18 protein-coding genes are annotated in these 23,348 nt (G+C 71.5%); 8 read left to right on the top strand and 10 right to left on the bottom strand.

The features are described 5' to 3' along the window. Positions 1 to 5: 5 nt before the first annotated feature. From ACZ66S_RS03555 to ACZ66S_RS03535, 5 genes are all read right to left on the bottom strand, one after another. Positions 6 to 1,052, bottom strand: a complete 1,047-nt coding sequence (locus tag ACZ66S_RS03555; protein ID WP_469899360.1) for an ABC transporter substrate-binding protein — start codon at positions 1,050 to 1,052, stop codon at positions 6 to 8. 130 nt (positions 1,053 to 1,182) lie between these two features. Next, positions 1,183 to 2,343: an acyl-CoA dehydrogenase family protein gene (locus ACZ66S_RS03550; protein WP_469899358.1), complete on the bottom strand. Its 1,161-nt coding sequence runs from the start codon at positions 2,341 to 2,343 to the stop codon at positions 1,183 to 1,185. Positions 2,344 to 2,350: 7 nt separating this feature from the next. Then, the gene (locus ACZ66S_RS03545) at positions 2,351 to 3,271 is read right to left on the bottom strand and encodes a hydroxymethylglutaryl-CoA lyase (RefSeq protein WP_469899356.1); all 921 of its coding nucleotides are present in this window, start codon (positions 3,269 to 3,271) and stop codon (positions 2,351 to 2,353) included. Next, complete coding sequence (locus tag ACZ66S_RS03540) at positions 3,268 to 5,187, bottom strand: acetyl/propionyl/methylcrotonyl-CoA carboxylase subunit alpha (protein ID WP_469899355.1); 1,920 nt, start codon at positions 5,185 to 5,187, stop codon at positions 3,268 to 3,270. Before ACZ66S_RS03540 ends, ACZ66S_RS03545 begins: the two co-directional genes overlap by 4 nt. Positions 5,188 to 5,193: 6 nt before the next feature. After that, a complete protein-coding gene (locus ACZ66S_RS03535; RefSeq protein WP_469899353.1) occupies positions 5,194 to 6,810 on the bottom strand; it encodes a carboxyl transferase domain-containing protein in 1,617 nt (538 codons plus the stop codon). Positions 6,811 to 6,907: 97 nt separating this feature from the next. Between ACZ66S_RS03535 and ACZ66S_RS03530 the strand changes: the two genes are divergently transcribed. The 3 genes from ACZ66S_RS03530 to ACZ66S_RS03520 all read left to right on the top strand — a co-directional run bounded on the left by ACZ66S_RS03530 (position 6,908) and on the right by ACZ66S_RS03520 (position 9,656). Continuing rightward, complete coding sequence (locus tag ACZ66S_RS03530; RefSeq protein WP_469899351.1) at positions 6,908 to 7,501, top strand: SACE_7040 family transcriptional regulator; 594 nt, start codon at positions 6,908 to 6,910, stop codon at positions 7,499 to 7,501. A gap of 96 nt (positions 7,502 to 7,597) precedes the next feature. After that, positions 7,598 to 8,755: an acyl-CoA dehydrogenase family protein gene (locus tag ACZ66S_RS03525; protein ID WP_469899349.1), complete on the top strand. Its 1,158-nt coding sequence runs from the start codon at positions 7,598 to 7,600 to the stop codon at positions 8,753 to 8,755. A gap of 34 nt (positions 8,756 to 8,789) precedes the next feature. After that, entirely contained in the window at positions 8,790 to 9,656 is an 867-nt protein-coding gene (locus ACZ66S_RS03520) for an acyl-CoA thioesterase (protein WP_469899347.1), read from the top strand. Between the two features lie 7 nt (positions 9,657 to 9,663). Here ACZ66S_RS03520 and ACZ66S_RS03515 read toward each other — a convergent pair whose 3' ends face one another. Together ACZ66S_RS03515 and ACZ66S_RS03510 are read right to left on the bottom strand one after the other, a co-directional pair. Next, complete coding sequence (locus ACZ66S_RS03515) at positions 9,664 to 10,452, bottom strand: phosphatase (protein WP_469899346.1); 789 nt, start codon at positions 10,450 to 10,452, stop codon at positions 9,664 to 9,666. A 70-nt stretch (positions 10,453 to 10,522) separates the two neighbouring features. Next, positions 10,523 to 11,965: a PucR family transcriptional regulator gene (locus ACZ66S_RS03510; protein WP_469899345.1), complete on the bottom strand. Its 1,443-nt coding sequence runs from the start codon at positions 11,963 to 11,965 to the stop codon at positions 10,523 to 10,525. A 153-nt stretch (positions 11,966 to 12,118) separates the two neighbouring features. On the opposite strand from ACZ66S_RS03510, the gene ACZ66S_RS03505 reads away from it, so the two are divergent. The 3 genes from ACZ66S_RS03505 to ACZ66S_RS03495 are packed head-to-tail and all read left to right on the top strand — an operon-like array spanning position 12,119 to position 16,246. Then, complete coding sequence (locus tag ACZ66S_RS03505) at positions 12,119 to 13,564, top strand: sodium:solute symporter family protein (protein WP_469899344.1); 1,446 nt, start codon at positions 12,119 to 12,121, stop codon at positions 13,562 to 13,564. A gap of 34 nt (positions 13,565 to 13,598) precedes the next feature. Further along, positions 13,599 to 14,567 carry an agmatinase gene (speB, locus tag ACZ66S_RS03500; RefSeq protein ID WP_469899342.1) on the top strand — a complete coding sequence of 323 codons (969 nt, stop codon included), beginning with the start codon at positions 13,599 to 13,601 and terminating at the stop codon, positions 14,565 to 14,567. Further along, complete coding sequence (locus ACZ66S_RS03495; RefSeq protein WP_469899340.1) at positions 14,564 to 16,246, top strand: thiamine pyrophosphate-binding protein; 1,683 nt, start codon at positions 14,564 to 14,566, stop codon at positions 16,244 to 16,246. The genes speB and ACZ66S_RS03495 overlap by 4 nt, the downstream gene beginning before the upstream one ends. An 8-nt stretch (positions 16,247 to 16,254) precedes the next feature. Here the strand turns inward: ACZ66S_RS03495 and ACZ66S_RS03490 are convergent, their stop codons facing one another. The 3 genes from ACZ66S_RS03490 to ACZ66S_RS03480 all read right to left on the bottom strand — a co-directional run bounded on the left by ACZ66S_RS03490 (position 16,255) and on the right by ACZ66S_RS03480 (position 21,166). Further along, the gene (locus tag ACZ66S_RS03490; RefSeq protein WP_469899338.1) at positions 16,255 to 17,058 is read right to left on the bottom strand and encodes an endonuclease I family protein; all 804 of its coding nucleotides are present in this window, start codon (positions 17,056 to 17,058) and stop codon (positions 16,255 to 16,257) included. A gap of 193 nt (positions 17,059 to 17,251) precedes the next feature. Beyond that, entirely contained in the window at positions 17,252 to 18,751 is a 1,500-nt protein-coding gene (locus ACZ66S_RS03485; protein ID WP_469899337.1) for an FG-GAP and VCBS repeat-containing protein, read from the bottom strand. A 192-nt stretch (positions 18,752 to 18,943) separates the two neighbouring features. Continuing rightward, positions 18,944 to 21,166, bottom strand: a complete 2,223-nt coding sequence (locus ACZ66S_RS03480) for a mannosyltransferase YkcB-related protein (protein ID WP_469899336.1) — start codon at positions 21,164 to 21,166, stop codon at positions 18,944 to 18,946. Positions 21,167 to 21,309: 143 nt separating this feature from the next. Between ACZ66S_RS03480 and ACZ66S_RS03475 the strand changes: the two genes are divergently transcribed. After that, a complete protein-coding gene (locus ACZ66S_RS03475; RefSeq protein ID WP_469899334.1) occupies positions 21,310 to 22,152 on the top strand; it encodes a serine hydrolase in 843 nt (280 codons plus the stop codon). A gap of 106 nt (positions 22,153 to 22,258) precedes the next feature. Further along, on the top strand, positions 22,259 to 23,284 hold the full coding sequence (locus ACZ66S_RS03470; protein ID WP_469899333.1) for an esterase-like activity of phytase family protein: 1,026 nt from the start codon (positions 22,259 to 22,261) through the stop codon (positions 23,282 to 23,284). Positions 23,285 to 23,348: the final 64 nt, after the last annotated feature.

Genomic DNA, 23,348 nt, shown 5'->3' with positions numbered 1-23,348 from the left:
AGGGGTTAGCCGACCTTCTTCGCGGTCTCGATCGCCTTCGCGAGGTTCTCCACCATCGCCACGCACTTGTCGTACGACAGGATCGGCTCGGGAGAACGGGCGATGACCTGCCCCGCCTTCACCGCGGGCAGTTGCTTCCAGGTGGCCTCGGTGATGTCGGCCGGCTGGATCGTCGCCGTACGGTCGTCCATCATGATGATGTCGGCCTTGTACTTGTCGACGTTCTCCCAGCTCAGCGACTCGTACCAGCCGCCGCTCGCCTTGAGCACGGAGGCCGGCGGCTCCACGAAGTTCACGCCGAGCGCCTTGAAGTACTCGAGGTCGATGGAGAGGTTGGTGCCGGAGACGTAGAAGACGTCCTGGGCGGCGGACCCGGCGAGCACCTTGATGTCGGGGTGGGCCTTGGCCGCGGTGCGCAGCCGCTCCGACGCCGCCTCGAACCGCTTCTTCGCGTCGGTGACCTTCGCCGCCGTCATGTCGGCGCCCAGGGACTCGGCCAGCTCCCACACCCGCTGGAGGGGCGTGGTGATCTGACGGTCGTACACGGAGACCGCCACGCTCGGCGCCAGTTGGGCGATCTTGGCGGCGGAGGCCGCGGGGACGTACCAGAGGGTGCCGGCGCTGTCGAAGGTCGTGCTGATGAGGACCTCGGGCGCGAAGGCCGCGTACTGCTCGACGTTGAACTGGTCCCAGACGTTGCCGAAGACGGTCAGCTTGCTGACGTCCATGTCGCCGGCCTGGACGTCGGCCTTGCCGTCCTTGGTCTTGGTGGGTCCGAAGACGCCCTTGACCTCGATGCCGTAGTCGTGCAGCGCGGCGGCGACGCCGACGAAGGCGACGATCTTCGTGGGGACCTTGTCGAGCTTGACGGTCGTGCCGCGGTCGTCCTTGAAGGTCCACGCCCCGGACTTCGCGGCCGTGGTCTCCTTGCCAGAGCCCTCGCTGCTGGAGTCGTCGTCACCGCAGGCCGCGAGCACGGCGCCGAGGCCGAGTGCGCCGCCCGCGGCGAGGATGCCACGGCGGGTGAGGTGGGCGGCTCTTGCGTTGGACATGTGTGGCTGCTTTCGAACGGGGCTGAGCGCCCGCCGGACAAGTTCGAAGGTAGGTTAGCCTAACCTCATCGAATGTCCAGAGGGCGGGGCGCCGCCCCGTCGAAGCTGTGGACGCTCTGTGCGCTGCGGGTCAGCCCACCAGCCCCAACTCCCGTGCGATCAGCATCCGCTGGACCTCGCTGGTGCCCTCGCCGATCTCCAGGATCTTGGAGTCGCGCCACATCCGGGCCACCGGGTACTCGTTCATGAAGCCGTACCCGCCGTGGATCTGGGTGGCGTCACGGGCGTTGTCCACCGCGACCGTGGAGGAGTACAGCTTGGCCAGGGCCGCCTCCTTCTTGAAGGGCTCACCGGCGACCAGACGTGAGGCCGCGTCCCGCCAGGCGAGGCGGGCCGTGTGGGCCTTCATCTCCATGTCGGCGATCTTGAACTGGATGGCCTGGTTGGCGCCGATGGGCCGCCCGAAGGCCACCCGCTCCTTCGCGTACTTCACCGACTCGTCCACACAGCCCTGCGCGAGCCCGGTCGCCAGCGCCGCGATGGCGATCCGGCCCTCGTCGAGGATCCGCAGGAACTGGGCGTAGCCGCGGCCCTGTTCGCCCAGCAGGTTCGCCGCCGGGACCCGGACGTCGGAGAAGGACAGCTCCCGGGTGTCCGAGGCGTTCCAGCCGACCTTGGAGTACGGCGGGGCGACCGTGAAGCCCGGCGTGCCCGAGGGGACGATGATCGAGGAGATCAGCGGCTTGCCGTCGGGCTTGCGGCCGGTGACCGCGGTGACGGTGACCAGCCCCGTGATGTCGGTGCCGGAGTTGGTGATGAAGCACTTGGTGCCGTTGATGACCCACTCGTCGGTGTCCGGGTCCAGCCGGGCCGTCGTACGGGTCGCCCCCGCGTCGCTGCCGCCGTCCGGTTCGGTGAGGCCGAAGGCGCCCAGGATCTCACCCGAGCACAGCCGGGGCAGCCACTCGCGCTTCTGCTCCTCGGTGCCGAACAGGTGCAGCGGCATGGCGCCGAGCGAGACGCCGGCCTCCAGGGTGATCGCCACCGACGAGTCCACGCGCGCGAGTTCCTCAAGGACGAGGCCGAGGGCCAGGTAGTCGCCGCCCATCCCGCCGTACTCCTCGGGGAACGGCAGCCCGAACAGGCCCATGCGGCCCATCTCGCGGACGATCTCGTACGGGAACTCGTGGTGCTCGTAGTACTCGCCGATCTTCGGCGCCACTACGTCATGGGCGAACTCCTCGACCGTACGGCGGAGTTCTTCCAGCTCGGGGGAGAGGCGGTGGTCCATGGGTGGGTCACTCCTGGTGGGAGAGGGCGCGGACGGTGCGGGACGGGCTGGGTCGGCCCAGGTGTTCGGCCATCCAGGCGCTGGTGGCGACGAGACGGCCGAGGTCGACACCGGTGTCGATGCCGAGGCCCTGAAGCATCCACACCAGGTCCTCGGTGGCGAGGTTGCCGGTGGCGGACTTGGCGTACGGGCAGCCGCCGAGGCCGCCCGCGGAGGCGTCCACGGTGGTGACGCCGTGCTGGAGGGCGGCGTGGGTGTTGGCGAGCGCCTGGCCGTAGGTGTCGTGGAAGTGCACGCCCACCTTCTCGACGGGGACGTCGAGTTCGGTCAGCAGCGCGCGCACGTGGCCCGGGGTCGCCACCCCGATGGTGTCGCCGAGGCTCAGCTCGTCGCAGCCCATGTCGAGCAGGGCGCGGCACACCTTGACGACCTGGGGGACCGGGACCGCGCCCTCCCACGGGTCGCCGAAGCACATCGACAGATAGCCGCGGACGTGCACACCCGCCGCCTTGGCCCGCGCGACGACCGGGTCGAACATCGCCAGCGCCTCGTCGACCGTGCGGTTGAGGTTGGCCTTGGCGAAGGACTCGGTGGCGCTCGCGAACACGGCGACGCGGGTCGCGCCCAGGGCGAGGGCGCGGTCCAGGCCGCGTTCGTTCGGCACGAGCACCGGGAGGTCCACGGGAAGATCGCTGACCTGCGGGAAGAGCTGCTCGGCGTCGGCGAGTTGGGGCACCCACCGCGGGTGGACGAAGCTGGTGGCCTCGATCGTGGTGAGCCCCGCGTCGGCCAGGCGGCGCACGAACTCCGCCTTGACCTCGGTCGGCACCGTCGACTTCTCGTTCTGCAGGCCGTCGCGGGCTCCGACCTCGTGGATGCGGACGCGGGCGGGGAGCCCCGCCTCCGGTACGACCATGGGGAGCGTCATTCCTCCTCCTCCACCGGGGTGATGACCGCGAGCACCTGGTCCATGGCGACCGTCGTGCCCGGCGCGACGTCCAGCTCGGCGACGGTGCCGGCGTGCGGGGCGGAGATGACGTGCTCCATCTTCATCGCCTCGACGACGAGCAGGCTCTGTCCGGCGGCCACCTGGTCCCCGACCGCGACCTTCACGACGGTCACCGTGCCGGGCATGGGGGCGGTGAGGGAGTCGGCCCCCGCGTGCCCGCCGCGGGTGAGGGACGCGGCCACCGGGTCGTGGTCGCGGACCTGCCAGGCGTCGCCGTCGCGGCCCACCCAGTCGGCGACCCGGTGGAAGGTGTGGCGGACGCCGTCGAGGGTGACGGTCACCTTGTCGGCGGTGACGGCGTGGGTGCCGCGGGGGGTGTGCTCGACCGGGTCCTGCACCCGCAGGGGGAAGGCGACGGCCTTCGTGAAACCGGTGCCGCCCAGCCGCCAGCCGCTCGGCACCGAGAACGGGTCGGTCCAGCCCGCTTCCCGTGGCCGCAGCGCTTCGAGCCGTACGGCAGCCGCCGCCTCGTACACCTCCTCCGGTACGTCCGTGGGGACCAGGTCGTCCACCACCCGCTCGACGAGCCCGGTGTCCAACTCGCCCTTCACCACGTCCGGATGGGCGAGGAGCCGGCGCAGGAACCCCGCGTTGGTCTGCACGCCGAGCGTCACCGTCTCCGCGAGGGCCGCCCTCAGCTTCCTGAGCGCGGTCTCCCGGTCGGGGCCGTACGCGATGACCTTGGACAGCATCGGGTCGTACAGGCTGCCGACCTCGGTGCCCTCGCTGAGCCCGGAGTCGGTGCGGACGCCGTCGCCCTGGGGTTCGTGGAGCCGGAGCACGGTGCCGCCGGACGGGAGGAAGCCCTTTGCAGGGTCCTCCGCGCAGACGCGGGCCTCGATCGCGTGCCCGGTCAGCCGGACGTCCTCCTGCCCGTACGGCAGCGGCTCGCCCGCCGCGACCCGGAGCTGCCACTCCACCAGGTCCAGGCCGGTGATCAGCTCGGTGACCGGGTGCTCCACCTGGAGGCGGGTGTTCATCTCCATGAAGTAGTACGACGACGGATCGTCGCCCGGCACGATGAACTCCACCGTGCCCGCGCCCCGGTAGCCGCAGGAGCGGGCCGCCTCGACCGCCGCCTCGCCCATGGACGCGCGCGTGGCCTCGTCCAGGAGGACGCTGGGCGCCTCCTCGATGATCTTCTGGTGGCGGCGCTGGAGGGAGCACTCGCGCTCACCGAGATGGATCACGTTGCCGTGGCCGTCCGCCAGCACCTGGATCTCGATGTGCCGGGGCCGGTCGACCCACCGCTCCACGAGCAGGGTGTCGTCGCCGAAGGAGGCACGGGCCTCGCGGCGGGCGGCGGCGATCTCCTCGTCGAGGACCGTCAGGTCCCGGACCAGTCGCATGCCCTTGCCGCCGCCGCCCGCGCTGGGCTTCAGCAGCACCGGGGCGCCCAACGCGCGCGCGGCCCCGGCGAGTTCGGGGTCCCGGCCGCCGGGGACCACGGGCACTCCGGCCGCCTGCACGGTCTCCTTGGCGCGGATCTTGTCGCCCATGAGGGCGATGGCGTCGGCGGGCGGCCCGATGAAGACCAGCCCGGCGTCGGCGCACGCGCGCGCGAAGGCCGCGTTCTCCGCCAGGAAGCCGTAGCCGGGGTGGACGGCCTGGGCGCCGGTGCGGGCGGCCGCCTCCAGGAGCCGCTCGGCGGACAGATAGCTCTCCGAGGCGGGCGCCGGTCCGAGGCGTACGGCGGTGTCGGCCTCCCGGACGTGCCGGGCGTCGGCGTCGGCGTCGGAGAAGACGGCGACGGAGCGCACGCCCAGGGCCCTGAGCGTGCGGATGACGCGGACCGCGATCTCGCCCCGGTTGGCGACAAGCACTGTGTCAAACATGGGTCCTCACATCCGGAAGACGCCGAACTGGGGGTCGCCCAGCGGCGCGTTGGCGCATGCGGTCAGGGCCAGGCCGAGCACCTGACGGGTGTCGAGCGGGTCGATGACCCCGTCGTCCCAGAGCCGGGCGGTGGCGTAGTAGGCGTTGCCCTGGCGCTCGTACTGGGCGCGGATCGGGTCCTTGAAGGCGTCCTCGTCCGCCGCCGACCAGTTCTCGCCGCGCTGCTCCAACTGGTCCCGCTTGACGGTCGCGAGGACGGAGGCGGCCTGCTCGCCGCCCATGACGGAGATCTTGGCGTTGGGCCACATCCACAGGAAGCGGGGGGAGTAGGCCCGGCCGCACATCGAGTAGTTCCCGGCGCCGTACGAACCGCCGACGACGACCGTCAGCTTGGGCACGCGCGTGCAGGCGACCGCGGTGACCATCTTGGCGCCGTGCTTGGCGATGCCGCCGGCCTCGTAGTCCTTGCCGACCATGAAGCCCGAGATGTTCTGGAGGAACAGCAGCGGGATGCCGCGCTGGTCGCACAGCTCGATGAAGTGGGCGCCCTTCTGGGCGGACTCGGAGAACAGGATGCCGTTGTTGGCGACGATGCCGACGGGGTGGCCGTGGATCCGGGCGAAGCCGGTGACCAGGGTCTGCCCGAACTCGGCCTTGAACTCGGCGAAACGGGAGCCGTCGGTGATGCGCGCGATGATCTCGCGGACGTCGTAGGGGGTGCGGGAGTCCACCGGCACCGCGCCGTACAGGCCGTGGGGGTCCACCTTGGGCTCCACCGCGGGCTCGACGGACCACGGCAGCGGTCCGCGCGCGGGCAGGGTCGCGGCGATGTTCCGCACGATCCGCAGCGCGTGGGCGTCGTCCTCGGCGAGGTGGTCGGTGACACCGGAGATCCGGGAGTGCACCTCGCCGCCGCCGAGCTCCTCCGCGGTGACGACCTCGCCGGTGGCGGCCTTCACCAGGGGCGGGCCGCCGAGGAAGATCGTGCCCTGGTTGCGGACGATGACCGCCTCGTCGCTCATGGCGGGGACGTAGGCGCCCCCGGCCGTGCACGAGCCGAGCACCGCGGCGATCTGCGGGATGCCCGCGCCGGACATCCGGGCCTGGTTGTAGAAGATCCGCCCGAAGTGCTCGCGGTCCGGGAAGACCTCGTCCTGCATGGGCAGGAAGGCGCCGCCGGAGTCCACGAGGTAGATGCAGGGCAGCCGGTTGTCGAGCGCCACCTCCTGGGCCCGCAGGTGCTTCTTCACCGTCATCGGGTAGTACGTGCCGCCCTTGACGGTGGCGTCGTTGGCGACGACCACGCACTCGCGCCCGCTCACCCGCCCGATCCCGGCGATCACGCCGGCGGCCGGGGCCTGCCCGTCGTACATCCCGTCGGCGGCGAGCGGGGCCAGCTCCAGGAAGGGCGAGCCCGGGTCGAGGAGGGTGTCGACCCGCTCCCGGGGCAACAGCTTCCCGCGCGCGGTGTGCCGCGCGCGCGCCTTCTCCCCGCCGCCCAGCCCGGCGGCGGCGAGCTTGTCCCGCAGCTCGTCCACGAGGGCCCGGTGGGCCTCCTCGTTGGCCTTCCAGGCCGCCGACGCGGGGTCTGCCGCGCTCGTCAGCTCGGGTGCCTGATCCATGTCCCGCGGTCCCCTCACCCAGTGATCGCCTGTTAATGAGCGTTAACCATTTCCCTCAGGTTAACGACCGCTAACCTCCCTGTCTAGAATTGCTTCCATGGCCACCAGAACCGACGCCCCCAGCCGCCGCGAGCAGATTCTCAGGGAGGCCGCGCGGCTGTTCGCCGAGCGTGGGTTCCACGGCGTGGGCGTGGACGAGATAGGCGCGGCGGTCGGCATCAGCGGTCCCGGGCTCTACCGGCACTTCGCGGGCAAGGACGCGATGCTCGCCGAGCTGTTGGTGGGCATCAGCGGCCAGCTCCTGACCGGCGGGAAGCGGCGGGTCGCCGAGTCGGACGGCGGCGACCCCGAGGCGCTGCTCGACTCCCTGATCGAAGGCCACATCGACTTCGCGCTGGACGACCGCCCCCTCATCACCCTGCACGACCGCGAGCTGGACCGCCTGCGCGACAGCGACCGCAAGCTCGTGCGCCAGCTCCAGCGGCAGTACGTCGAGCTGTGGGTGGAGAGCGTGCGCGAGGTCTACCCCGGCCTCGCCGAACCCGCGGCCCGCTCGGCCGTGCACTCCGTCTTCGGCCTCCTGAACTCCACCCCGCACCTCGGCCGCCCCGGCTCCCTCCCGGGCCGCGGCGCCACGGCGGAGCTGCTGCACCGCATGGCCAGGGGGGCGTTCGCGGCCGCGGCGGCGTGACGAGCGTTACGGGAGCAGCTCTGGACGCCTCTCCCTACCCGCCGGTACCTTGATGATCTGAGCAAGCGCTTAGACACGTACCTGGAGGTGGCGGCGGTGCGCCGTACTGTGTTCAACGAGGACCACGAGGCGTTCCGGGAGACCCTGCGCGCCTTCATCGAGGCCGAGGTCGTCCCGGTCTACGACGAGTGGTTCCAGGCCGGCCAGGCCCCGCGCGACTTCTACTACAAGCTCGCCGAGCTCGGCATCTTCGGCATCCGCGTGGACGAGGAGTACGGCGGCGCCGGCATCGACTCGTACAAGTTCGAGGCCGTCATGTACGAGGAGACCGCACGCGCGGGCGTGCAGTTCGGCGGCTCCGGTGTGCACGTCCTGCTCGGCCTGCCGTACATCAAGATGCTCGCCACCGACGAGCAGAAGAAGCGCTTCCTGCCGAAGTTCGTCACCGGTGAGGAGATGTGGGCCCTCGCGATGACCGAGCCGGGCACCGGCTCCGACCTCGCGGGCATGAAGACCACCGCCAAGCTCTCCGAGGACGGCACGCACTACGTCCTCAACGGCTCCAAGACCTTCATCACCGGTGGCGTGCACGCCGACCGCGTGATCGTCTGCGCCCGCACCTCCGCGCCCACCGCCGAGGACCGCCGCCACGGCATCTCCCTGTTCGCCGTGGACACCAGGTCCGAGGGCTACTCCATCGGCCGCAAGCTGGACAAGCTCGGCCTGAAGACCTCCGACACCGCCGAGCTGGCGTTCGTCGACGTCAAGGTCCCCGTCGAGGACCTCCTCGGCGAGGAGAACAAGGGCTTCTACTACCTCGGCCACAACCTGGCCTCCGAGCGCTGGGGCATCGCCTTCGGCGCCTACGCCCAGGCCAAGGCCGCCGTCCGGTTCGCCAAGGAGTACGTGCAGGACCGCACGGTCTTCGGCAAGCCCGTCGCCTCCTTCCAGAACACCAAGTTCGAACTGGCCGCCTGCCAGGCCGAGGTGGACGCCGCCGAGGCCGTCGCCGACCGCGCTCTGGAGGCCCTGGACGCCGGTGAGCTGACCCCGGCCGAGGCCGCCAGCGCCAAGCTGTTCTGCACCGAGGTCGCGCACCGCGTCATCGACCGCTGCCTCCAGTTGCACGGCGGCTACGGCTTCATGAACGAGTACCCGATCGCCCGCCTGTACGCGGACAACCGCGTCAACCGCATCTACGGCGGCACCAGCGAGATCATGAAGACGATCATCGCGAAGGACATGGGCCTGTAGGCCGCGCGAAACCGACGGCCGGTACAACATCTCCATGAGCCAGGCACTCCAGGACCTCCTCGATCTGCTCGACCTCGAGCAGATCGAGGAGGACATCTTCCGCGGCCACTCCCGCCCCGCCGTCGTCCCCCGCGTCTTCGGCGGGCAGGTCGCGGCGCAGGCGCTGGTCGCCGCCGGGCGGACGGTCCCCGAGGACCGGCTCGCCCACTCCCTGCACGCGTACTTCCTGCGCCCCGGCGACCCGGGCGCCCCGATCGTCTACACCGTCGAGCGCATGAACGACGGGCGGTCCTTCACCGCCCGCCGCGTGCTCGCGATCCAGCACGGCCAGCCGATCTTCGCCCTCTCCGCGTCCTTCCAGCGGCACGAGGACGGGTTCGACCACCAGGCCGACATGCCGGCCGCCCCCGACCCGGCGACGCTGCCCACCTCCGCGGACCGGCTGCGCGGCTACGACCACCTCGACGCCACGGTCGTGGAGCGCTTCCTGGAGGCCCGCGAGGCGATCGACCTGCGGTACGTGGACGAGCCGCCGTTCGGGCAGTTCGGCGCGCCGCGCGAACCGCACTCGCAGGTCTGGTTCCGCACCAACGGCAAGCTCGCGGACGACCCGCTGCTGCACGTCGTCCTCGCCACGTACGTCTCCGACATGACGCTCCTCGACTCGATCCTGCTCGCGCACGGGCGCGGCGGCTGGGCCGTCGGTGACGTCGTCGGGGCCTCGCTGGACCACGCGATGTGGTTCCACCGCCCCTTCCGCGCCGACGAATGGCTCCTGTACGACCAGGAGTCCCCGTCGGCCTCCGGCGGCCGCGGTCTCGGCCAGGCCCGCATCTACACCCAGGACGGCAGGCTGGCCATCTCGGTGATCCAGGAGGGCGTGGTCCGGGCGCCCAGGTGACCCGCGCCTACGACAGGCCGGCCTCGCTCAGCAGGTACGCGGTCATCGGGTCGTAGTAGCGCGGGCTCACCACGTGGTCGTCGAGGGGGACCGCCACCTGGAGCGTGCCCTCCGCCTCGCCGACGAACAGGGCCGGGTCGTTGCAGTCGGCGTAGCCCACCGAGTCCACGCCGTGCTGTCCCGCGTAGCCCGCCCAGCCGTGGTCGGCGACCACCAGGTCGGGCAGCGGGCGGCCCTCGCGCTCCAGGGCCGTGAGGATGGCCTTCATCGGGTCGCCGGAGTGGGTGTGCCACAGTGTCGCGCCGTGCTCCAGGACGGCCACGTCCGCGAACTGCATGACGTACCCCTCGTCCGTCTGGAGCCCGTCCGGGATGACGACGATCTCGCAGCCCGCGGCGCGCAGCGCGGCCGCGGTGGCGTGGTGGACGTCGAGCATGCCGCCGGGGTGACCGGTGGCGAACAGCACCCGCTGCCGCCCGTCCGCCGCCTTGCGCAGCCGGGCCGCCATCCGCTCCAGGGCGCTCACGGTCAGCTCGGGGTCGATGGTGTCCTGGCCGTACCGGTACTCCGGGTCGTCGCTGACGCCCACCCGCTCCGCCATCACCGCGAGCACGTCCTGCTCGTCGGTCCACCGGTCCCCGAGCTCCAGCCCCAGCCAGTAGTGGCGGTTGCCGTTCGCGAGCTGGCGGTAGTGGGAGAGGTTGTTCTCCCGCGGGGTGGCCACCTCGCCCGCGATACGGGTCTTCACGAGATGGTCGACGAGCTCGGCGCGGCTGGGTGTCCCGGGTATCGGCATGTCTTCCATTCTGAGGCACGCCTTCACGGGACCGCCGCGCATCCCGCACGCTGGGACACGGCTCACCCGATCATGGCCGGCGCACCGCGAACCACAATTCCATCCGTACGTCCGGGTCGTCCAGGTCCAGCTCCAGCAGCGCCGCGCACTTCGCGATCCGCTGCCGCACGGTGTTGCGGTGCACGTCCAGCGCCACCGCCGTACGGTCCCAACTGCCGTGCAGGGACAGCCAGGTGCGCAGGGTCTCGGTGAGCGCGGGGGCCAGCGGTGCCAGCAGGGCCCGGGCGTGCGCGTCGGCGTCCGCCTCCGGCACCAGGTCGGCGAGAGCGGACCGGGCCCCGTACCGCACCAGCCCGGCGCGGGTCGCGCGGGCGCGGGCCAGCGCCCGGCCCGCCTGGGCGTCGGCGACGGTCCACTCCGCCGGTCCGGCCGCCGCGCTGACCCCGAGCGTCCACCCGGGCTGCGGGGCCGGTTCCCGGTCGGCGGGCAGCAGCACCCGTACGACGTCCCGGGCCACGTCCACCAGCGGGGAGCCGAGTGCCGCGCCGAGCGCGGAGGCCGCGACCGGGTCGGGGGCGGTGGCGCTGTCGGGCCGGGCGCGCACGACGACCCACCGCTCACCGCCGAGGAGCGGGGCCACGTCCGGGGCCGGGGCGCCCAGCAGCAGCCGTACCAGAGCGGACGAGCGCGCCGCCTCCGACCCGCTCTGGTGCTCACCGGTGAGCAGCGACAGCAGCACGGCGGCGACCGAGGCGATGGTGTGGTCGCCGGGGTCCCGGCGGGGTGCGGCGACCCCGAGGACGAAACCGTGCCCGGCGCCCAGGGCGTAGGCGGCCAGATGGAGGCCGGCGGTGGTGTCGGTGGCCGTGGTGGAGGAGCGCTCGGTGACGAGCCGGCGCAACCGCGCCAGCTCCCCGTCGCCCTGCCGGCTGCCCGCCGCCGCGACCTCCGTGCCCTCCGGGCCGTACAGCACCGCCCGTCCGCCGACCCGCTGCGCGAGCTGCCGCAGCACCGACGGCACCGGGTCGGGGCGGGACGCGGCCGCGGCCAGGCTCTGCTGGGCCTCGGTCACCCGGCGCAGTTCCGCGTGGCGGGCCTGGGCCATCAGTTGCCAGACGGCCCGGGCCACCCCGGAGAAGGTGGTCTCGGGCGGGACCTCGATCAGCGGCAGCCCGTAGGTGTCGCAGGCCGCGACCAGGGCGCGCGGGACCGTGTCGTGCACCGGTGCCACGCCGAAGCCGAGCGCCGCCCCGCCGGCCGCGACGATCCTCGCCACGTAGTCGTCGAAGTAGGTGCCCGAGCCCGCCGCCTCCGGGATGTGCACCCCCGCCGTCAGCAGCAGCTCACCGCCCAGCAGGTACGGGTAGGGGTCCGCCATCTCCGAGGTGTGCGCCCAGTGGACCACCGCGCCGGGGTCCGATGGCCCCGCGATCTGCCGCAGGCCCAGGTCCTCGCGGGCCAGCAGCGCGGCCAGCGGGACCGGTGGGGTGGGTGGGACAGCCGGGTCAGGCATTATGGACGTTCCCTCCATCCGGCACCGCTCGAATGGATGAAACGTACACTTCGCAGCCGCTTTCCGGCCACCTAGTGTCGACGCAGACCGGCAGGCCGCAGGCCGGCACGTGCGGACCGGCAAGGTGCAGACCGGCAGGAGGAGGGCTCCGACATGGCCGTCGACTACACAGTGATCGTCGTCTATCTGGCCGGCATGCTCGCCATGGGGTGGTGGGGCATGCGCCGCGCCAGGTCCAAGAGCGAGTTCCTGGTCGCCGGGCGCCGCCTCGGCCCCGCGATGTACTCCGGCACCATGGCGGCGATCGTCCTCGGCGGCGCCTCCACCATCGGCGGCGTCGGACTCGGCTACCAGTACGGCCTCTCCGGCGCCTGGATGGTCTTCACCATCGGCCTCGGCCTGCTGGCCCTGTCCGTGTTCTTCTCCGCCCGCATCGCCCGCCTCAAGGTCTACACCGTCTCCGAGATGCTGGACCTGCGGTACGGCGGCCGGGCCGGGGTCATCTCCGGCGTGGTCATGTGGGCGTACACCCTCATGCTCGCGGTCACCTCGACCATCGCCTACGCCACGATCTTCGACGTCCTCTTCGACATGAACCGGACCGTCGCGATCGTCCTCGGCGGCTCGATCGTCGTCGCCTACTCCACCCTCGGCGGCATGTGGTCCATCACCCTCACCGACATGGTCCAGTTCGTCGTCAAGACGATCGGTGTGCTGCTCCTGCTGCTGCCCATCGCCGTCGTCAAGGCGGGCGGCTTCGGCGAGATGAGGGCGAAGCTCCCCACCGGGTACTTCGACCCGCTGGGCATCGGCGGCGAGACGATCTTCACCTACGTGCTGATCTACACCTTCGGCATGCTCATCGGTCAGGACATCTGGCAGCGCGTCTTCACCGCCCGCAGCGACACCACCGCCAAGTGGGGCGGCACCGTCGCCGGCACCTACTGCCTCGCCTACGCCCTCGCCGGTGCCGTCATCGGCACCGCCGCCAAGGTGCTCTACCCGAACCTCGCCAACGCGGACGACGCCTTCGCGACCATCGTCAAGGACGAACTCCCCGTCGGCGTACGGGGCCTGGTGCTGGCCGCCGCCCTCGCCGCCGTCATGTCGACGTCCTCCGGCGCGCTGATCGCCTGCGCGACCGTCGCCAACAACGACATCTGGTCGCGGCTGCGGGGCAGGAGGGCCGAGGGGGACCACGACGAGGTACGGGGCAACCGCGCCTTCATCCTCGTCATGGGCGTGGCCGTGATCTGCACGGCGATCGCGCTCAACAACGTGGTCGAGGCCCTCACCGTCGCCTACAACCTCCTCGTCGGCGGCCTCCTCGTCCCGATCCTCGGCGGCCTGCTGTGGAAGCGCGGCACCGCCCAGGGCGCGCTGGCCTCCGTGACCGTCGGCGGCCTCGCCGTCATCGGCCTGATGGCCGGCTACGGCATCCTCGCCAACGAGCCCGTGTACTACGGCCTGCTGGCCTCCCTGGTCGTCTACGTCGCCGTATCCCTGGCGACCCCGGCGACCGACACCGCGGTACTCGCGGCCTGGCGGGAACGACTCGCCGGGCGCGAGGTCCCCGAACCGGTTCCGGCACCCCGGTAGACCGAACGCACAGACACAAGGAAGGCATCCGACCATGAGCTCCCCCGAGACCCCCCGCGGCCCCGTCGACTCCTCCCGCATCCCGCGCTACGCCGGGCCCGCGACCTTCGCCCGGCTGCCCCGCCTCGACGAGGTCGGCCGGGCCGACGTCGCCGTCGTCGGAGTGCCGTTCGACTCGGGTGTCTCGTACCGGCCGGGCGCCCGCTTCGGCGGCAACGCGATCCGTGAGGCGTCCCGGCTGCTGCGGCCCTACAACCCGGCCCAGGACGCGTCCCCCTTCGCGCTGGCGCAGGTCGCGGACGGCGGGGACATCGCGGTGAACCCGTTCAACATCAACGAGGCCGTCGAGACGATCGAGGCGGCCGCCGACGACCTGCTGGGCAGCGGCGCCCGGCTGATGACCCTGGGCGGCGACCACACCATCGCGCTGCCGCTGCTCAGGTCCGTCGCCAAGAAGCACGGCCCGGTCGCGCTGCTGCACTTCGACGCCCACCTGGACACCTGGGACACCTACTTCGGCGCCGAGTACACGCACGGCACGCCGTTCCGGCGGGCGGTCGAGGAGGGGATCCTCGACACCTCCGCCCTCTCCCACGTGGGCACCCGCGGTCCGCTGTACGGCAAGCAGGACCTGGACGACGACGAGAAGCTGGGCTTCGGCATCGTCACCTCGGCGGACGTCATGCGGCGCGGTGTGGACGAGGTCGCCGACCAGCTCCGCCAGCGCATCGGCGACCGTCCGCTCTACATCTCCATCGACATCGACTGCCTGGACCCGGCCCACGCGCCCGGCACCGGCACCCCCGAGGCGGGCGGCATGACCTCCCGCGAGCTGCTGGAGATCCTGCGCGGTCTGGCATCGTGCAACCTGGTGTCGGCGGACGTCGTCGAGGTGGCCCCCGCGTACGACCACGCGGAGATCACGTCGGTGGCGGCCTCCCACACCGCCTACGAACTGACCACGATCATGTCCCGCCAGATTGCAGAGGCCCGCGCGCAGTGACTCACGACCACGACCTGGTGCTCCGTCCGACCGAGGCGCAGATCTCGGCGGCTCTGAACCCGCCTCCCGGCCGCAACGGCGGAGACCTGGTCGTGGAGACCCTGGCCGGGCTCGGCGCGACGACCGTCTTCGGCCTGCCCGGCCAGCATGCGCTCGGCGTGTTCGACGCGCTGCGCCGCTCCGACCTGCGGTACGTCGGCCTGCGGGTGGAGAACAACGCGGGCTTCGCGGCGGACGCGTACGGCCGGATCACCGGCGAGGCGGCCCCGCTGCTGCTGTCGACGGGCCCGGGGGCGCTGACGTCCCTGGCCGCCCTCCAAGAGGCCGCGGCCGCCTCCGCCCCCGTCCTCGCGATCAGCAGCCAGGTCCCGACCGCCGGCCTGGGCGGCGGCCGGCACGGCTACCTCCACGAACTCCCGGACCAGTCGGGCTCCTTCCGGGGCGTGGTCAAGTCCGTCCACACCGTCCGCACCCAGTCCCAGATCCCCTCCGCGATCGAGGCGGCCTGGAAGTCGGCGCTGACCGCCCCGCACGGGCCGGTGTGGGTGGAGATCCCGCAGGACGTGCTGCTCGCCGAGACCTCGATCCCGGTGGTGACGGGCGGCGACGCCTTCCCCGAGGAGCTTCCGCCGCGCCCCGAACTCACGGCGGTGGCCGCGCACCTGCTGTCGAACGCCGTCCGCCCGGCGATCATCGCGGGCGGGGGAGTCGTACGGTCGGACGCCTCGCGCAAGCTGCGGCAGTTGGCCGAGACGCTCCGGGCGCCGGTCGTCACCACTCCCGGCGGCAAGGGTGCCTTCCCCTGGACCCACCCGCTGTCCCTGCAGTCCTGGATCGAGGACCGGCACACCACGGACTTCCTGGAGGACGCGGACGTCCTCCTGGTGGTGGGGTCGGGGCTGGGTGAACTGTCGTCCAACTACCACACGTTCAGGCCGCGGGGGCGGGTCGTCCAGATCGAGGCGGACCTCGGCAAGCTGGAGTCCAACCATCCGGCGCTGGGCATCCACGCGGACGCGCGCCTCGCCCTGCAGGCGCTGCTGGAGACGGTGACGCCGAGGACGGACGAGGAGGCTCCGGAGCGGGTGCGGGAGGTCCTGGCCCGGGTCGCGGAGCGGATCGCCGGACAGGAACTCACCCTGGAACAGGGCGTGCTGGCGTCGGTGCGCAGGGCGCTCCCGGCCGGCTCGCCGTCCTTCTGGGACATGACGATCCTGACCTACTGGGCCTGGTCGGCGTTCGACGCCAAGGGCCCCAACCACATGCACTCGGCCCAGGGCGCCGGCGGCCTCGGCTACGGCTTCCCCGCGGCCCTGGGAGCCGCCGTGGCCGATCCGACCCGGCCCGTCCTCGCGGTGTCGGGCGACGGCGGGGCCCTGTACTCGATCGCCGAGCTGGCCACGGCCCGCCAGTACGACCTGGACGTCACCTGGCTGATCGTCGACGACGGCGGCTACGGCATCCTGCGCGAGTACATGACGGACGCCTTCGGCCAGGCCACGGCGACCGAGCTGACCCGCCCGGACTACGTGGCGCTGGCCGAGTCCTTCGGCGTCCCCGGGGTCCGCACGACCCCGGAGACGCTCGCGGACGACCTGGCGAAGGCGCTCGGCTCACCGGGGCCCTCGGTGGTCGTGCTCCCGGCGGTGCTGCGGATGTTCGCGCCCACGCACCGGTAGCCGGGCTCCTACCAGATCGCCTCGACCCACTCCGGGTGGTCGATGAACGGGTTGCGGTTGTGCTGGTAGGTGTCGTAGATGACCTGGTTGCGGCGCTCCTCGAAGGCGCTGGGCGGGTCCGCCTCGTTCCAGGCCTTGAGGACGGCGAGCTTGCCCATGTACGGGTTGGAGCCGTTGCCGACCTTCTCGTTGGGCTCCAGGTCGGCGAAGCCGTCGCCGCCGTCGTAGCGCACGGCCATGTAGAGGATCATGCGGGCCACGTCACCGCGGTCCGCGGCGCGCGGCGCGAAGGAGTCGGAGTCGACGGTGGAGCCGCCGCCGTTGGTGACGGAGCTGCCGCCGTTGTCGAAGTCCAGGTTGCCGCGGATGCTGTTGACCTGGACGTCGCAGGCCCGCAGGTGGTGCAGGTCGGTGCCCGGGCCGGTGACCTCGCCGAAGTCGCCGTGCGACTTGGCCCAGGTGTGCTCGCGGTTCCAGTCGCCGACGTCACCGCCGTTGAGGGACTTGCTGCGGGAGACGCCGCTGTACAGCAGGACGACGTTGCTGCTGTTGTTCGGGTCCTGGTCGGTGACCTTCAGCGCGTCCCAGACGGCCGAGTACGAGATCTTCGACTGGCTGCTGATGATGGTGTGCAGGGACGACTTGAGGCTCGAACCCGTCTTGCCGATCGCGTTCTTGTAGTACGTCGTGTCGTACGCGGTCGTCGTGGCGGCGGCCGGGGTCGTCGTCACGACGGGGGCGGCGAGCCCGGCCAGCACGGCGGCGGTGGTGAGCGCCACCGTCTTCCAGCTACGGATACGTGTCGCCAGCATGGTGGGGGTCCCATCTACGCGGGTTGAATGGAGGCGGCAGATGGGAGCGTGACATGGACATGCGGCCATGTAAATGGATGGCACGTGTCCATTCGATGACCTGAAACGGCAAATCAGGTCGTGTCTACGCGAGTTGACACACAAAACGGCCCCCGACGAGGTACTCGGGGGCCGTTCCTGTGAGAAGTGCCGACTAGTCGGCGAAGAGGGCGCCGAACTGGGGGGTGCCCGCGGTGGAGACGCCCACCGCTGTCACCGACAGGGCGCGGGAGCCGGTCGTGCCGATCTTCGTGCCGGTGGAGGGCAGGTAGGTGACCGCTCCGTCGCCGCCGTCCTCGTAGGACCCGATGACCAGGTCGGCCTTGCCGTCGCCGTTGACGTCGTCGAGCTTGACGTCGGCGCCGAACAGGTCGTTCTTCTCCGAGGTGCCGGGGACGCCCGTCGTGTTCTGCTCGAAGGACTGCAGGCCGGTGGAGGTGTTGACGCCGTTCGCGGAGCCGTACATGACGGTGACCATGCCGGCGTTGCTGACGCTGCCGAGGTCCTCGTTCGGGCTGGAGACGACCACGTCCTGGTAGCCGTCGCCGTTGACGTCGCCCAGGTCCAGGTCCCAGCCGAAGGAGTCGCCCTTCTCCGAACTGCCGGGCACGTTCCCGGTGTTCTGGGTGATGCCGGTGGTCGAGGCGGGGCCGGACGCGGAACCGTAGGTGATGTTGACCTTGCCGCCGTCCGCGGAGTCCGGGACGCTCTGGCCGTCGTCGGTGGTGGCGTCCCAGCCGGCGCCGGTGACGATGTCGCCGTAACCGTCGCCGTTGATGTCGCCGATGCCGGTGACGATGCCCGGCTTGAGGGTCTTGACGCCCGCGACGCTCAGGCCGTTCGCGGTGCCGGGCACCCAGTAGTTGGTGTTCCAGCCGATGCCGGTCTGCGTCTCGTAGCCGTCGACCACCAGGTCGGTGCGGCCGTCGCCGTTCACGTCACCGGCGGTGAGCTGCTGCGGGCCGTAGGGGAAGCCGGAGGAGCCGGGCATGATCGGGGGCTTGATCGTGTAACGCCCGCCGGGCTGGCCGGTGGAGCTGCTGAAGCCGCCCTTGTAGACGTACAGGGTCGCGGACGAGTTGCCGACGGCCAGGTCGGCCTTGCCGTCGCCGTCGAAGTCGCCGGCGGCCAGGGCCAGGCCCCAGTTGTCGTGCGAGGAGACGGCCGGGTCCGGCACGTCGCTCGCCTTGCCGGTGAGGCCGCTCGCCGAGCCCCACAGGATCGCGAGGGCGCCGCCGTCGGTGTCGGTGCCGACCTTCTCGTACGGCGAGGCCACCGCGAGGTCGTCGAACCCGTCGCCGTTGAAGTCGGCGTACGCCGTCGCGGCGCCGAAGTAGTCACCGGCCTCGGCGCTGCCGGGCACGGTGCCGGAGTTCTGGCTGACAACCGAGCGCTTGGCCGAGGTCACACCGTTGCCGGCGCTGCCGTAGAGGGCGACGACCTGGCCGGCGTCGGCGTGGCCGCTGACGGAGGCGCCGGCGGCCGTGGCGAGGACGTCGCCTATGCCGTCGCCGTTGAAGTCGGCCTTGGTGACCTTGAAGGAGTCTGCGGCGGTGGCCGTGGTCGCCGAGACGGTGAGCAGACCGCCCGTCAGCGCGGCCGCAGCGGCCGTCGCGAGGGCGAGTCTGAGGTGCGCGTGGTGCTTCTGGTGCATGCGGGATTCTCCTGCGGCATGCGGGGATGCCTGGCGGGCATCCGCGTCGATGGGGTGCGAACCGTCCGTGTTTGCCGGGTGTTGTCCTCGGTGACACGTGCGGTTGGCGATCAAGAGACCTGCGACGGGCCCCGAGGGTTGTACGCGCGCCGAAGTTTCTTCGGCCCGGAAAACAGGGCGCCGGTGCGGTGGTCAGCCGACGTCGGACGGGTCCAGCCGGTAGACCGTCGAGGTGCTGCTCGACTGACCGCTCTGCGAGGAAGCGCTGCCCGTGTCGTAGTCGCTCGCCTTCACCGCCGTGCCGTTCTTCTGCACCCAGCTCCTGATCTCCTGGCTCAGGCTGCTGTTGCCGCCCATGCCACCGCCGCCGAGCTGGATGTAGTGCAGTTCGCCCTTCTTCACCAGCTCCTTGAGCCTCGCGAGGGTCATCGCCCGGTCGGTGCCGGTGAAGCCCCACATGGAGATGACGGGCTGGTGCGTGCTGAGGATCAACTGGCCCGCGCTCTGCGAGTTGGACACCGCGAGCAGCCACGTGGCGCCGTCCTGGTGCTTCTCCAGGTACGCCACCAGCGCGCTGTCGACGCTGCCGCCCATGCCGCCGCCCCCACCGGGACCGCCGCCCGTGCCACCACCGGGAGCCGTGCCGCCGCCCGGGAACTCCCCGTTCGTGCCGCCGGGTGCGCCGCCGCCCTGCGGGAGCTCGCCGCCGCCACCGGGCTGCATCTGACCGTTGCCGGTGCCGCCGCCGGTGCCGCCGTTGTTGCCGCCGGGGAACTCTCCGTTCGCCTGGCCGCCGCCCTGCTGGGTGCCGCCGGGCATCTCGCCGCCGGGGCCCCCGTCCCCGCCGAAGCCGCCCCGGCCGCCGCCGCCCCCGGGGCCGCCCATACCGCCCCCGGTCGACGGACCCGCCGTCGGGTTGGTGCCGCCCATGCCGCCGGAGGCGGTGGCGAAGGCCGGCGAGGCCGCGTACGCCGTCGGACCCGCGAGGGCCGCCACGACCGCCGCGGCGACCGACACCCCGAGCAGCCGCAGCCTCGTCCCCGAGGACGCCGTACGGAGGACGAACAGGCCCACGATCGCGAGGACCATGACCACCCCGACCGCCGGCCACAACCAGGTGTTCCAGCCGGTCGCCCGGCGCAGCACGACGATGGCCCAGAGACCGGTGACCGCCAGCCCCGCCGGCAGCACCCAGGACCAGCGGGCGTCACCGCCGCGGAAGGCGCGCCACAGCATCACCCCGCCGCCACCGCACAGTGCCGCGATGCCCGGGGCGAGCGCGGTCGTGTAGTACGGGTGCATGGTGCCCTCGGCCATCGCGAAGGTCAGGTAGTGCAGCACCAGCCAGCCGCCCCACAGGACGAGCGCGGCCCGGGTCATGTCGGTGCGCGGGGCGCGGCCGCACCGCACCAGGGCGGCGGCGAGCGCGAGGAGGGCGAAGGGGATCAGCCAGGAGATCTGGCCGCCGAGGACCTCGTTGAACATCCGGCCGATGCCCGCGGTGCCGGCGAAGGTGCCGCCCCCGCCTCCGCCGCCTCCGCCGTTGCCCTCGCCGCCGAGGACCCGGCCCAGGCCGTTGTAGCCCATGATCAGGTTCCAGGCGGAGCCGTCCGTCGAACCGCCGATGTAGGGCCGGTCGTCGGCGGGTACGAGGGAGACCGCCGTCGCCCACCAGAAGCTGGAGACGGCCAGCGCCACCGCCGCGAGGGCCAGGTTGGCGGCCTTCTTCCGCCGGCCGAGCTTCGAGGCGTACACGTACACCGCGAAGACGGCCGGCAGGGCGATGTAGCCCTGGAGCATCTTGGTGTTGAAGGCGAGGCCGAAGCAGACCGCCGAGCCGAGCAGCGGCAGCAGCCGGTCGGTGCGCACCGCGCGCAGGGCGAGGGCCGCGCCGCCCACCATGAGCAGCACCAGGATCGTGTCGGGGTTGTTGTCCCGGTTGATGGCGACGGTGATCGGGGTCAGCGCGAGGACGAGCGCCGCGATCGCGGCCGCCGCGTGCCCGAACACCCGCTTGACGGAGGTGTGCAGGATCCAGATCGTGCCGAGGGCGGCCGCGATCTCGGGCGCCATCATCTGCCAGGTGCCGAAGCCGAGGATCCGGCACGACAGCCCCATGATCATCAGCGCGAAGGGCGGTTTGTCGACGGTGAGGAAGTTCCCCGCGTCCAACGACCCGAAGAACCAGGCCTTCCAGCTCTGCGTACCGCTGTAGACCGCGGCGCTGTAGAAGCTGTTGAGGCTGTTCCCGGACAGGTTCCAGCCGTACAGGACCCCGGCGAGGGCCAGGATCGCGAGCAGTGCGGGCAGCGACCAGCGCGGGGCCCGGTCCGGGGCCGCCGCGGGCGGGGCCGGCGGCGGCCAGTCGGCGGACACCGTCTCGGCGTGGGGGTGGGGATCGGTGGCAGATGTCACCCGGGCATCGTGCAGAGGGGGTTTGGGTGAGGGCTGTGACGCACCTGGCGTCTCTCTGTGAAAACGCCAAGGGCTAGGTAACGACTCGCACAACCATTCCCCATGCGTACAACCATTCCCCCGCTCCCGAGAGTCAACTGGGCATGACACGGGGGATATTCGGACACAGGAAATGGATCGCGGCCGGTGCTCTGGCCGCCTGCGTCGTCGCCGCGGCTCCGGCCGCCGCGGCCACCGCACCGGCCGTGAGCTGCACGTCGGCCAAGGCCGGCCTCGCCGACAAACTCAAGCGGGACATCACGGCCGCCGTCACCAACCGCTCGGGCACGATCGCCGTGGGCCTCTACGACCGTACGACCAAGACCACCTGCACCCTGCGCTCCTCGACCGCCTACGACTCGGCGAGCGTGGTCAAGGTGACCGTCCTCGCCACGCTGCTGTGGGACGCCAAGAAGCACAACAGGTATCTGACCACCACCGAGAGCAACCTCGCCAAGGCCATGATCACCAAGTCCGACAACGACGCCACGAGCAAGCTGTGGCGCCAGCTCGGCCTGACCAAGATCAAGGGCTTCCTGTCCGCGGCCGGCATGACCCAGACCAAGCCGGGGGCCAACGGCTACTGGGGCCTGACCCAGATCACCGTCACCGACGAGCAGAAACTGCTCAAGCTGGTCACCGCGAAGAACACCGTGCTGAGCGACAACTCGCGTGCCTACATCCTGAAGTTGATGGGGCAGGTCGTCTCGTCGCAGCGCTGGGGCACGCCGTACGGCCGCGGGTCGGGCATCTCCTGGCACGTCAAGAACGGCTGGCTGCAGCGCTCCACGCACGGCTGGCGGGTGCACAGCGTCGGCACCTTCACCGGCGGCGGCCACGACTACATGATCACGGTGCTCACGCACGGCAACAGCACCATGAACTACGGCGTCACCACGATCCAGGGCGTCGCCAAGGTCATCCACCGGGATCTCGCGGCGAGCTGACGCCCGCCGCACCCGCGCGTCACCGGGCCGTCGTACGGGGCAGGACGAGCCGGCCCTTCACGACCCGGTCTCCCGCCGGTCACGAAGCCGTCCTACGGTGACGCGCATGCAGCTCAGAACCGTACTCGCGACCACCACCGCGGCCCTGGCGGCGGCGGCCTGCCTGACAGCGGCAGGACCCGCCGTCGCCTCGGCCCCGGTGAGCCACGCCTGCTCCCCGTCCGTCTCCCTCGACCGCTTCTCCGACGCCCTCGACAAGACGACGTACGACGGCACCTTCGTCGGCAACCTCTCCGCGCTCGCCGTGGACCGGGACGGCTCGCTCGCCGCCCTGTCCGACCGCTCCTCGCTCTTCGACCTGGACGCGAGGACCCTCGCGCCGCGCTCGGTCGTCCCGCTCGCCGACGAGAACGGCGCCGCGCTGGACTCCGAGGGCCTGGTGGTCGACCGGGACGGCACCCGGCTGATCACCTCCGAGACCGAGCCGTCGATCCGCCGCTACAGCGCCGACGGGAGGATCCTCGACCGGCTCCCCGTCCCGGCCGCCCTCCAGGTCGCCCCGGCCGGCCGCGCCACCTCGAACCAGACCTTCGAGGGCCTGACCCTCATGAACGGCGGCCGCACCCTGCTCGCCTCCATGGAGTACGCGCTCTCCGGCGACACGGCAGGGATCGTCCGCTTCCAGACCTGGACGCGGCACGGGAAGACCTGGAAGCCCGCGGAGCAGTACGCCTACCGCACCGACGCGGCCTTCCTCGGCGTCCCCGAGGTCCAGGCCCTCCCCGACGGCCGCCTCCTGGTCCTGGAGCGCGGTTTCACCTCCGGCGTCGGCAACACGGTCCGCCTCTACCTGGCCGACCCCCGCCACGCGACGGACACCGGCGGCGTCGAGAACCTGACGGGTCAGACGGACGTACGTCTGATCAGGAAGACCCTGCTCACGGACCTCGCGAGCTGCCCGGCTCTGGGCGCCACGGCCGAGCAGCCGCAGCCGAACCCGCTCCTGGACAACATCGAGGGCATGGTGGTCACCGGACGGGACCACGGCCGCCTGAGGGTCCTGCTGGTCAGCGACGACAACCAGAACGCGGTCCAGACGACCCGTTTCTACTTCCTCCGAGTCCGCGTCTGACCGCCTTTTGTTGCGGAGGGATGAAATCCGCTTCTGTCCGCGTTGGTGTCTTCCGGTAGATCAG

It is taken from the genome of Streptomyces sp. NPDC107471, from assembly GCF_055582845.1.
The sequence above is the reverse complement of the archived record's forward strand: the minus strand, read 5'-3'. Positions and strand labels throughout refer to the sequence as shown.